We start from the raw sequence: 12,809 nt of genomic DNA on the forward strand, positions 1-12,809 counted from the left end.
TTGAGGCATTCCCACGCAGAGCGTGGGAACGATCAACAGTGGACTTATTTCAGTTCCGGCAGGCGCGCTTCGTTTTTCACTTCGGTCGCGGCGATCGCATCGGCCGGCAGCACCACCCGTTGTTTGCTCAGCAACTGGCCCATGTTCGCCAGCACGCGGTACATCGAATACTCCTCGGTGTAGCGGATTTCGGTGTAGCGACGGTTGGCGTTGTAAAGCTCGTTTTCACTGTCGAGCAAGTCGAGCAGGGTGCGTTGGCCGAGGCCGAACTGATCCTGATACGCGGCGCGTACGCGTTTGGTGGTTTCCGCGTATTCGCGTGCGGTCGGGGTCTGTTTCTTCGCGTTCTGCATGGCGTTCCAGGCCAGGCGAATGTTCTCGTTGAGTTGACGCAGGGCGTTGTTGCGGATGTCCATCGCCTGGTTGATCTGGTGCGCATCGGAGGCCAGGCGCGCCTTGTCGCTGCCGCCTCGGAACAGGTTGTAGTTCATCACCACACCGACGCGCCATTCGTTGTCGTGGCCTTCATCGCCTTGCACGTTGTTGTTCGCGCCGACGGCCGCTTCCGCGTCGAAGCGTGGATAGAACGGCGACTTGGCGACTTCGTACTGGCTCTCGGCCGATTGCACGTCAGCCTGGGCGGACTTCAGATACGGGTTGTTGTCGACCATGCTCTGCTGGGCTTCACGCAATTCGGTCGGCAGTTCGCCACGGGTTGAGGCCGGGGTTTCCAGCTCATCGGGCATGCGCCCGACCACGCTGTAGAAGTTGGCTTCGGCGTCAGACAGATCGACTTCGGCGGTGTCGAGGTTGTTCTGTGCCAAGGCCTTACGAGCGACCGATTGATCGGAGTCAGCGGTGCTGCCGACGCCACGCTCGGTGCGCAGGCCAATCTGATCGTTGACCCGCAAGTGCGCCTGCAGGTTGTTGCGAGCCAGGGTCACCAGTTCGCGGCGCTTGAGCACTTCGAGGTAGACCTCGATGGTGCGCAGGGCCAGATCCTGGGCGGTGCCTTGCGCGTAGTACGCGCGCGAATTGGAGACGCCTTTGGTGCGCTCGACTTCGTTGGCGGTGTTGAAACCGTCGAACAGCATCTGCCGCAGGCGCAGCTCGGACTGGGTGTAATTGAGGATTTCGGTGTGGTGATTGCCGAAGGCCCGGGTGTTGGTGTTGTCGCTGTAGCCACGGCCATAGGCGGCGTTCAAATCGACGGACGGATAGAAACCGCCCTTGGCGACTTTGACTTGTTCATCAGCCGACAGGCGGGCGTCCACGCGCGAGGCCAGTTCCGGGTGAGTGGCGATGGTGCTTTGAATCGCCTCGGTGAGGTTCATGGCCTGAGCTTGAGAAGTGCAAGCCATGGCCAGCAAAACCGCGCTGCAGAGGGGGGTTAGAACGCGCATGGGTGCATCTCCCTGAGTCCTGATGGTGTGTTACTGTCGCCAAATATTTGACGATATTTTTAGGTGTAGGCGTTTCACTCTTGTAACAACAGAGCTAAGAACATCCTGAAGCGTAGCTAAGAAAAAATTTTCATAAGGCTTATGCCGAAAAAAACTTATGCGCTTTGTAAAAACCGGCACATTGTTCAGCATGAAAGCCTTTGTTTTATGCGCTTTAGGGAGCGCAAAAAGGCTTGAGGAAAGTTCCATTCACTTTGCGACATACGGCGAAGTACTGCTGAAGGGGAGGGACGCGTAGCGGCTGATGGGCGACAGATTTTTGTCACTCGGGTGATTCACCACCGTTACGTAGCGTTAGTAGGCGTATGGCTTTGATCAGGATGCGGAAGTGCTTGATAGCACTGATGTTTCCGGAATAAGCCACCTGCGAAACGAACTGTTGAAGGTGCGAGCGTCGCCTCCAACAACCCGATTGAGCCATGGGCTGCTTCGCTTACCAGTGCCGACGGTGGTCGGCAGCGGAGGATTTCACATGGCAACGCTCATCGGGATAGTCACCAAAGTCATTGGCCAGGTTTTCGCCCAGTCAGCCGACGGCACTAAACGCGCACTGGTTAAGGGGGATCGCCTGTTTGCCGGCGATCAACTGATCACCGGCGCAGAAGGCGCCGTCGCCGTTCATCTGCAAAACGGCCAGGAACTGACCCTGGGCCGTGACAGCAGCCTGACCATGACTGGCCAATTGCTGGCCGATCAAGCGGCGCACGTGAATGCGCCAGAGGCGGTGACCCCGAGCGAAGCGCAACTGACTGACGTTGAGCAAATCCAGAAAGCCATCGCCGCCGGTGATGACCCGAGCAAAAACGCCGAAGCCACTGCCGCCGGCCCGAATGCCCCGGGCGGGGCACCGGGTGAATTGGGCGGCGGCCACAGTTTTGTCTTGCTGACCGAAGTCGGCGGCCGGGTCGACCCGATCATCGGTTTCCCTACCGCCGGGTTCGGCGGTATTCCCGAATTCCCTGAAGAACGCCACAACGCGGTGATCGACAACGGCGACAACACCCCGGCAGTCGTGGTGCCGCCACCGGTCAACAATCCGGTAACCCTTACCGGCCTGGATGTGGCTGGTGGCGAACTCAATCTCAATGAAGCCAATCTGCCTGACGGCTCGGCGGCCAATCCTGGCGCCCTCACGCAAAGCGGCAGCTTCACTGTGTCGGCGCCGGACGGTCTGACCAGCCTGAGCATTGGCGGCATCAACCTGATCAACGGCGGCGTAGTGGTCGGGTTCCCGCAATCGATCACCACGCAACTGGGCAACACCCTGACCATCACCGGTTACAACCCGGCGACTGGCGTGGTCAGCTACAGCTACACCCTCAACGGCAATGAAAGCCACGCGGCCGGCGACGGCGCGAACAACCTCAGCGAACAGTTCACGGTGATTGCTGGTGACAGTAATGGCGACACCGCGACCGGCACGCTCGACGTCAACATCACCGACGACGTGCCGAAAGCCTTCGATGACAGCAATGGTACGGCTTCAGAGACTCAACTGACGCTGACCGGCAATGTGCTGACCAATGACGTGCAAGGTGCCGACCGTGTGCCCACCGGTCCCGTTACGCCAGGCACGTTCACCGGCACTTACGGCACCTTGGTACTCAACGCCAACGGCACCTACACCTACACGCTGAACACCAATGACGCTGACTTCAAAAATCTGCACGGTGGCGGTAATGGCACGGAAACCTTCGCCTACACCATCACCGATTCCGACGGGGATACCAGCACGGCGAATCTGGTGCTGCAGATCCACAACAACGACGATCCAGTGGTCATCAATGGCCTGAACGTCGAAGGCGGCGAGCTGACGGTCTACGAGAAAAACCTCACTGACGGCAGCGCACCGGATTCCACCGCGTTGACCCAAAGCGGCACGTTCACCATCACCGCACTCGATGGCGTCACGACGCTGACTGTGGGTGGCATTGCTGTCGTTACCAACGGTGTGGCCGCCGGTTTCCCGCAATCGGTCACTACGCCGCTGGGCAGCACGTTGACCATCACCGGTTTCAACGCTGCCACCGGCGTGGTCAGCTACAGCTACACCCTGGTCGACAACGAAGCGCACCCAACCGCCAACGGTGCGAACAATCTGCCTGAGCAGTTCGCCGTTACCGTAGTCGATGACAACGGCACCACCGCCAATGCCACCCTCGACGTGAACATCGTCGATGACCTGCCAAAAGCGGTGGATGACAGCAACTCCGGCACCGCGTCGGAAACCTTGCTGACTCTGACTGGCAATGTCCTGACTAACGATGTGCAAGGCGCCGACCGCGTACCCACCGGGCCGGTAACCCCAGGCACTTTCACCGGGACTTACGGCACCTTGGTACTCAACGCCAACGGTACTTACACCTACACGCTCAACACCAACGATGCCGACTTCAAAAACCTGCACGGTGGCGGTAATGGCACGGAAACCTTCGCCTATACCATCACCGATTCGGATGGTGATACCAGCACGGCGAATCTGGTTTTGCAGATCCATAACAATGACGATCCAGTGGTCATCAATGGCCTGAACGTCGAAGGCGGAGAACTGACGGTCTACGAGAAAAATCTCACTGACGGGAGCGCACCGGATTCCACCGCGTTGACCCAAAGCGGCACGTTCACCATCACCGCACTTGATGGCGTCACGACGCTGACTGTCGGCGGCATTGCTGTCGTTACCAACGGTGTGGCCGCCGGTTTCCCGCAATCGGTCACTACGCCGCTGGGCAGCACGTTGACCATCACCGGTTTCAACGCTGCCACTGGCGTGGTCAGCTACAGCTACACCCTGGTCGACAACGAAGCCCACCCAACCGCCAACGGTGCGAACAATCTGCCTGAGCAGTTCGCCGTCACCGTGGTCGATGACAACGGCACCACCGCCAATGCCACCCTCGACGTGAACATCGTCGATGACCTGCCAAAAGCGGTGGATGACAGTAACTCCGGCACCGCCTCGGAAACCTTGCTGACCCTGTCCGGCAATGTCCTGACCAACGATGTGCAAGGAGCCGACCGCGTACCGACTGGGCCGGTAACTCCGGGCACGTTCACCGGGACTTACGGCACCTTGGTGCTGAATGCCAACGGCACGTACACCTATACTTTGAACACCAACGATGCCGACTTCAAAAATCTGCACGGTGGCGGTAATGGCACGGAAACCTTCGCCTACACCATCACCGATTCCGACGGTGATACCAGCACGGCGAATCTGGTGCTGCAGATCCACAACAACGACGATCCAGTAGTCATCAGCGGCCTCGACGTCAATGGCGGCGAACTCACTGTTTACGAGAAAAACCTCAGCGACGGCAGCGCACCGGATTCCACCGCGTTGACCCAAAGCGGCACGTTCACCATCACCGCACTCGATGGCGTCACGACGCTGACTGTCGGTGGCATCGCCGTCGTCACCAATGGGGTGGCCGCCGGTTTCCCGCAATCGATCACCACGCCACTCGGCAGCACGTTGACCATCACCGGTTTCAACGCCATCACCGGCGTGGTCAGCTACAGCTACACCCTGGTCGACAACGAAGCCCACCCAACCGCCAACGGTGCGAACAATCTGCCTGAGCAGTTCGCCGTTACCGTGGTCGATGACAACGGCACCACCGCCAATGCCACCCTCGACGTGAACATCGTCGACGACTTGCCAAAAGCCGTGGATGACAGCAACACCGGAACTGCATCGGAAACCTTGCTGACCCTGACCGGCAACGTTCTGACCAACGACGTGCAAGGCGCCGATCGTGTACCGACCGGGCCGGTAACCCCGGGCACGTTCACCGGGACTTACGGCACCTTGGTACTTAATGCCAACGGCACTTACACCTATACCCTCAACACCAACGACGCCGACTTCAAAAACCTGCACGGCGGTGGCAACGGTACCGAGACGTTCGCCTACACCATCACTGATTCGGACGGTGATACCAGCACTGCCAATCTGGTGCTGAACATCCACAACAACGACGATCAGGTCTACCTCAACGGCCTCGACGTCAACGGCGGCGAACTTACCGTCTACGAGAAAAACCTCAGTGACGGCACCAGCCCCGACACTCCCGCGTTGACCCAGAGCGGCACCTTCACCGTCACCGCCCTCGACGGTCTGCAAACCCTGACCGTGGGCGGCATCAACGTGGTCACCGGCGGCGTGGCCGCAGGCTTCCCGCAATCGATCGTCACGCCGCTCGGCAGCACGTTGACCATCACCGGTTACAACCCGGCGACCGGCGTGGTCAGTTACAGCTACACGTTGGTCGACAACGAAACCCATCCGAACGCCAATGGCGCCAACAGCATCACCGAGAACTTCAACGTCGTCGCCACCGACACCGATGGCAGCACGGCCAGCGGCCAGATCAACGTAAACATCGTCGATGATCTGCCGAGCGCTCATCCTGATTCTGCTTCGGTGGCGGAGGGCGGCACGGTCAGCGGTAATGTGTTGGACAATGACATTGGCGGCGCCGACGGCCCGGCGGTGACCGGTGCAGTGGTCGGCGTGCGGGCCGGCGCCGACACCTCGACTTCGGCCATCGGCGGCCTCAACAGCAACATCAACGGCACCTACGGCTACCTGACCCTGGATGCCAATGGCAACGCGGTCTATCACAGCAACCCCAACGCGGTGAACGGCCCGGGCGCGGTGGATGTGTTCACCTATACCGTACGCGATTCCGACGGTGATGAAAGCACCACCACCATCACCATCGATGTCGCCAACAGCAAGCTGTACGCGACCAGCGACACCGACGTCACCGTTTACGAGAAAGCGCTGGACCTGACCAAGGACGGCGCAGATCTGGCGCCCGGTACGGTCACCGGCAGCGACCCGACCAGCACCGGCGAAACTGCGTCCGGCACCCTGGTCGGCGCGGTCACCGGCGCCGTCGGCGCGATCAGCTACGCGCTGGTTGGCAGTGCCACCGGCAACTACGGGCAGATCGTCCTCAACCCCAACGGGACTTACACCTACACCCTGACCTCACCGGCGAGCACCACGCCGCATGCCGACGACGGCGCCAACACCCTGAGCGAAACCTTTACCTATCAGGCCACTGATTCGCTGGGCAACGTTGTCACCAGCACCATCGTTGTCAGCATCGTCGATGACGTGCCCAAGGCGATGAACGATAGCAACGCCAACAGCGCCTCGGAAACGCAACTGACCCTGACCGGCAATGTCCTGACCAACGATGTGCAAGGCGCCGATGTGGTCGCGACCGGACCGAATGCCGGGCCGATCACCGCCGGCACGTTCACCGGCACTTACGGCACGCTGGTGCTCAACGCCAACGGCACGTACACCTACACGCTGAACCCCAACGATGCCGACTTCAAAAACCTGCACGGCGGTGGCAACGGCACCGAGACGTTCACCTACACGCTGACTGATGCCGACGGCGACACCAGCACCGCCAACCTGGTGCTGAACATCCACAACAACGACGATCCGGTGGTGCTCAACGGCCTCGACGTCAACGGCGGCGAGCTCACCGTCTTCGAGAAAAACCTCAGCGACGGCACCAGCCCCGACACTCCGGCACTGACCCAGAGCGGCACCTTCACCGTCACGGCGCTTGATGGTCTGCAAACCCTCACCGTCGGCGGCATTGCCGTGGTCACCAACGGTGTCGCCGCAGGCTTCCCGCAATCCGTCGTCTCGCCGCTGGGCAGCACCTTCACCGTCACCGGTTACAACCCAGCCACTGGCGTGGTCAGTTACAGCTACACCCTGGTCGACAACGAAGCCCATCCGACCGGCAACGGTGCCAACAGTCTCACCGAAAACTTCAACGTGGTGGCCACCGACACCGATGGCAGCACCGCCAGCGGCCAGATTAACGTCAACATCATCGATGACCTGCCGACCGCCAAACCCGACACCGGCTCGGTGGCGGAGGGTGGTACGGTCAACATCAGCGTGTTGGGCAATGACATCAGCGGCGCCGATGGCGCAGCCTCGGTGGTCGGCGTGCGCGCCGGCAGCAACACCGGCACTTCGGCCATCGGCGGCCTCAACAGCAACATCAACGGCAACTTCGGTTACCTGACCCTCGATGCGGCGGGCAACGCCGTCTATCACAGCAACCCGAATTCGGTGAGCCCACCGGGCGCCACCGACACTTTCACCTACACCATTCGCGACAGCGACGGCGATGAAAGCACCACAACCATCACCGTCAACGTTGCCGACAGCAAGCTGGTGGCCTCGGTCGATCAGGACGTAACGGTCTATGAAAAAGCCCTCGACCTGACCAAGGACGGCCAGGATCTGGCCGCCGGTACGGTCACCGGCAGCGATCCGACCAACACCGGTGAAACCGCGACCGGCACGCTGGTCGGCGCAGTTACCGGCGGTACGGGCGCGATTACCTACACCTTGGTCGGCAGCGCCACCGGCAGCTACGGGCAGATCCAGCTCAACGCCGACGGCACCTACACCTACACGCTGACCTCGGCGCCGAAAACCTCGCCGAGCGCCAACGACGGGGCGAACACCCTGAGCGAAAGTTTCACCTACAAAGCCACCGATGCACTGGGCAACAGCACCACCAGCACCCTTGTGGTGAACATCGTCGATGACGTACCAAAAGCGGTGGCCTCGGATCGTTCGGTAGCGGCGGTGGAGATCGATTCCAACCTGCTCATCGTGCTCGATATCTCCGGCAGTATGGCTGACGCCTCCGGTGTGCCGGGCCTGTCGCGGCTGGACCTGGCCAAGCAGGCGATCAGTGCCTTGCTCGACAAGTACGATGACCTCGGCGATGTCAAAGTCCAGCTCGTCACCTTCAGCAGCAACGCCACTGACAGAACGTCGGTATGGGTCGATGTGGCGACCGCGAAGACGATTCTCGCCGGTCTGTCGGCGGGTGGCGGCACCAACTACGACGCCGCGGTGGCGGTCATGCAAACCGCGTTCAACACCTCGGGCAAACTCACCGGGGCACAGAACGTCGGTTACTTCTTCTCGGACGGCAAACCCAACGAGGGCGACATCAACGCCGCTGATGAAGCCGCGCTGAAAAACTTCCTCGATGCCAACAACATCAAGAACTACGCGATTGGCCTGGGCAGCGGCGTGAGTAACGCCAACCTTGATCCGCTGGCGTACGACGGCATCACCCACACCAACACCAACGCGGTGGTGGTTACCGATCTCAATCAGCTCAACTCGGTGCTGTCCGGCACCGTAGAAGGCGCGCCGGTCACCGGTTCGTTGCTGGGCGAGGGCGGTACCTTCGGCGCCGATGGCGGCTTCATCAAATCCATCGTCGTTGACGGCACCACTTACACCTACGATCCGAAGGCTCTCAGCGGCCAAGGCTCGTTGACCGCCACCGGTGGCGTCAACCATGGCACCTTCAATACCGTAAACAACACGTTGAGCATCGCCACCAACAACAGCGGCACCCTGGTGATCAACCTCGACACCGGCGACTACAGTTACACCTCGCAGAAAACCACGGCGGTGGTGATTACCGAGAACATCGGCTTCACCCTCAGCGACAACGACGGCGACCTCGCCAGCTCGACGCTGACCGTGAAAGTGATCCCCAACGCGCCACCCGTGGCGGTGGACGATCACGTCATCACCAACGTGTTGTCGAGCAACATCGTGGTGCCGGGCGAGTTGCTGCTGGCCAACGACACCGATCCGAATGGCGATACGCTCAACGCCACACCGACCACCTTCAATACTGGTTGGATAGCGAAGGGCGCGGACTTCACCGGCACCGGTGCGATCACGTTCAACGGCAACAGCAACACTGCTGCCAACCAGACCCTGGCCGATGTGCGCAATGCCTTCGCCGCCAACACCGCAGCGATGACCGCGGTGCTGGTGATCAGCGGCTACCTCGGTGCGGTGACCAACGCCAATGCCAACGATGAAGACCTGATCACGGTCAAACTGAAACAGGGCGAAACGCTGAACCTGGATCACAACCTGGCGGCCGGGCACGTCACTCTGGAGTATTCGCTCAACGGTGGCGCGTTTGTCGCGATTGCCGATGGCGGCACCATCACCGCCAGCGCCGATGGCACTTACCAGATCCACGTCACCAACATCAGCAATACCAGTGGCGGTAACCCGAATGCGGCGGAAAACTACCAACTGACCATGACAGTCAATTACGCCGGGGCCCACGATGTCACCCCGGACTTCCACGGCAGCTACACCGCCAACGACAACCACGGCGGCAGCGACACGGCCAACGTGACCATCAGCTATCAGGACGGCCACACCCTCACCGGCACCTCGGGGGATGACGTGCTGGTAGCCGGCACCGGCGACAACATCCTCAACGCGGGCGACGGCAACGATGTGCTCACCGCCGGTTCCGGCAACAACGAACTGCACGGCGGCGCCGGCAACGACTTGCTCTACAGCGGCCCGGGCAATGATCTGCTCGACGGCGGTACCGGCATCGACACCGCCAGCTACGCCCACGCCACCGCCGGGGTGACGGTCAACCTCGGTCTGCTCGGTGCGCAAAACACCGTCGGCGCGGGGACGGACACCCTGACCGGCATCGAAAACCTCGTCGGCTCGAACTTCAATGACACCCTGACCGGCGACAACAATAACAACGTGATCAACGGTGGCCTGGGTAACGACATCCTCAACGGTGGTGGCGGTGATGACCTGCTGATCGGCGGCATGGGCAATAACACCATGACCGGTGGCGCAGGGGCCGACACCTTCCAGTGGCTCAAGGGCAACAGCGGCCATGACCTGATCACCGACTTCACCCCCGGCACCGACAAGCTCGACCTGTCGCAACTGCTGCAAGGCGAAAACGGCACTACCGCCTCACTGGATGACTACCTGCACTTCACCGTCACTGGCAGCGGCGCCTCGCTGCTCACCAGCATCGACGTCAGCGCCATGGCCGGCGCCACGCCGAACCAGACGATTGATCTGGCCGGCGTCAACCTCGCCAGCCATTACGGTGTGACGCCAGGGGCGGGCGGCGTGGTTGCCGGCGGGCATGACACGGCGACGATCATCAGCGGGATGCTGAATGATCATTCGTTGAAGGTGGATACGGTTTGAACTGAGGGCTGAAACGACAAAACCCGCCGCCCCGTTCAACCGGGACGGCGGGTTTTTTCTGCCTCACGTGATCGTTCCCACGCTCTGCGTGGGAATGCAGCCCGGGACGCTCCGCGTCCCCTCCAGAGCCGAACGCAGAGCGTCCGAAGAGGCATTCCCACGCAGAGCGTGGGAACGATCGGTTGTCTGACCTACTGCGGCAACTCCAGATTATCCATCACCCGATTCACCGCCAGCTCCCCGAGCATGATCAGTTGCGCGATCCCCAACAGCGTCCTGCGCTGCGACGCGGGTATGAGGTGGGCGAAGTCATGAGCGTTGGTTCTGGCTGAGGCGAGTGTTTCGCTGGCATCGGCCAGCAGTTCCTCATTTTTGAAGTCAGCGGTAACGGCGTACATTCGACGGGTTTTGCGTGGCGGTGGCGTGGAGCCGGGCGGGCAGAGGTAGTGATCGAGCGCGCGTTCGGCGGCGTCGTTGAGCTTTTTTGAATCGAGGGATTCGTAGGGGGAGGCGAGATCGGTTTCGGGCGGATTGGGTGTTGGTTTGATCATGGTGAAGCTCCTATAAGAGTGGAGCCGCCCAGAACTGTCGCTAAACAGGAAGGTGGCGGCTGTACGCAGGTTAGCGAACCGGTTATAGGCACCCGGCAGACCCGAGGGTCTCCCGCATACAGCCACCATAGCGTAGTTGCAGATATTGAATCTGCCACAAAGCATGGAGCGCTGATGCACCTATTACAGATTTGGGTCGCTAAACCCGATCGCTGACTCTTCAGCGACCGCACCACAATAGAACCCGCCCCCAAGGCGCACAAGCCGGCGGATTCTGGCGTAGCTGTAGGTAATTACGCAAGGCCGTGTAGCTTCGGAGAGTGTTTGCAGGTCTGGTTTAAACGTGGGTGTTTAAAGCCAAAAGATCGCAGCCTGCGGCAGCTTCTACAGAAGATCTTCATGTAGGAGCTGCCGCAGGCTGCGATCTTTTAGCGTTTCAGGATTTGCGCAGGGTCTTCTGCCGCAAAATATAAACCGTCACCAACACCGCGCTCGTCAACATGAACCCCCGCGCCCACGGCAACGGCACCAGGTAGCAGGAAAACAGAATGCTCGCCCACATCAGCCCGATCGCGTAGACCTTGCCCTTGAGTGGTATGCCGTTGCCATCGAGGTAATCGCGGATCCATGGCCCCAGCCGGGGATGCTCGATCAGCCATTGATAGAAACGCGGAGAGCTACGCGCGAAGCAGGCCGCGGCGAGCAGAAGGAAAGGGGTAGTGGGCAGGACGGGCAGGAAAATCCCGATCACCCCCAATGCTACGCTGAGCCAGCCGATGGCCAGCAGGAAATAGCGCAACATCAGGGGGCGGTTGCCTATGGGGTTGTCCATAGGCTGGATCTTAGTGGTGACGTGGCTTGAGGATCGCCGGTTTTTCGTCGGGCGCCTGGCACAGCAGGTACAGCGCGGTCAGGGCTTCCGGGATCTGCACGATCATGTCGTCCATCAGGTTGGCGTCCTTGGCGATGTCTTCGAATTCCGGCTGTTCGTCGAACAGGCCCGAACCGACCATGATCGGCAGGAGCATTTCGCTGACTTCTTCTTCGGCGGTTTCGAACCAGGCGGCTTCACGCAGGAACACGCCTTCCATGAAACCGATGCACCAGCCGCGCAGTTCGGAATCGTCCGGCTCGTCGCCCAGATCCAGATCGCATGGCAGCTCGAACTCTTCATCCGAGGCCAGTTGACGGGCGATGTGGGCCTTGAGGCCGATCAGGGTGGCTTCGATCTCTTCGCGCTGGGCGTCGCTGCTGTAATGCGGCTCTTCGGCGAACAAGGCGTCGATCCACTCACGCTCCGGTACGTCTTCAGCGCAGATCGACAGCGCGGTCAGGTAGCCGTGAGCGGCCACGTAATCCAGCGCCTCGTCATGCAGCTCGTCGGCGTCGAGGAAAACTTGCAGGCGGGTCAGTTGCTCAGCGAAGGACATTACGGGGCTACCTTGGGGAATAAACAATGCGGGAATTCTAGGCCTTCTTGCGCGCTCAAGCCAGCCGCATGGCAGATTTGCCGCAATTGCCGGGCCACATGCCAAACCTGTGGCAGGTTTATCAGTGTCTTATCAGCGGCACCCTGTGCAGGGGAGGGCTCGGGTATACTGCCGCGTTTTGCGATCCCTGCCCGCATTGCGGTTGTCGTGCAATGCGCTCTTACGTTTTGTTTAAGCAGCTCCGGCTGTTCTGAACCAGCCTGCGCAGGGATGTATCGGTAGATTTTTGGAG

The 12,809-nt window shown here is 60.6% G+C and carries 5 protein-coding genes; 1 reads left to right on the plus strand and 4 read right to left on the minus strand.

Going from position 1 to position 12,809, the window contains the following annotated elements:
- Positions 1–44: 44 nt before the first annotated feature.
- Positions 45–1,403 carry a TolC family outer membrane protein gene (locus AB4O11_RS15980; RefSeq protein ID WP_093438007.1) on the minus strand — a complete coding sequence of 453 codons (1,359 nt, stop codon included), beginning with the start codon at positions 1,401–1,403 and terminating at the stop codon, positions 45–47.
- A 532-nt stretch (positions 1,404–1,935) separates the two neighbouring features.
- Here AB4O11_RS15980 and AB4O11_RS15985 point away from each other — a divergent pair.
- Positions 1,936–10,536 carry a retention module-containing protein gene (locus tag AB4O11_RS15985; protein WP_460127450.1) on the plus strand — a complete coding sequence of 2,867 codons (8,601 nt, stop codon included), beginning with the start codon at positions 1,936–1,938 and terminating at the stop codon, positions 10,534–10,536.
- Positions 10,537–10,727: 191 nt separating this feature from the next.
- On the opposite strand, the gene AB4O11_RS15990 is transcribed toward AB4O11_RS15985, so the two are convergent.
- The 3 genes from AB4O11_RS15990 to AB4O11_RS16000 all read right to left on the minus strand — a co-directional run bounded on the left by AB4O11_RS15990 (position 10,728) and on the right by AB4O11_RS16000 (position 12,517).
- Positions 10,728–11,087 (minus strand): DUF6124 family protein, encoded by a 360-nt coding sequence (locus AB4O11_RS15990; RefSeq protein WP_460127452.1) that lies wholly within the window; start codon positions 11,085–11,087, stop codon positions 10,728–10,730.
- Positions 11,088–11,523: 436 nt separating this feature from the next.
- Positions 11,524–11,919 (minus strand): YbaN family protein, encoded by a 396-nt coding sequence (locus AB4O11_RS15995; protein WP_460090156.1) that lies wholly within the window; start codon positions 11,917–11,919, stop codon positions 11,524–11,526.
- Positions 11,920–11,929: 10 nt separating this feature from the next.
- On the minus strand, positions 11,930–12,517 hold the full coding sequence (locus AB4O11_RS16000; RefSeq protein ID WP_099758311.1) for a UPF0149 family protein: 588 nt from the start codon (positions 12,515–12,517) through the stop codon (positions 11,930–11,932).
- Positions 12,518–12,809: the final 292 nt, after the last annotated feature.

The organism is Pseudomonas sp. H1_D05, assembly GCF_054682705.1.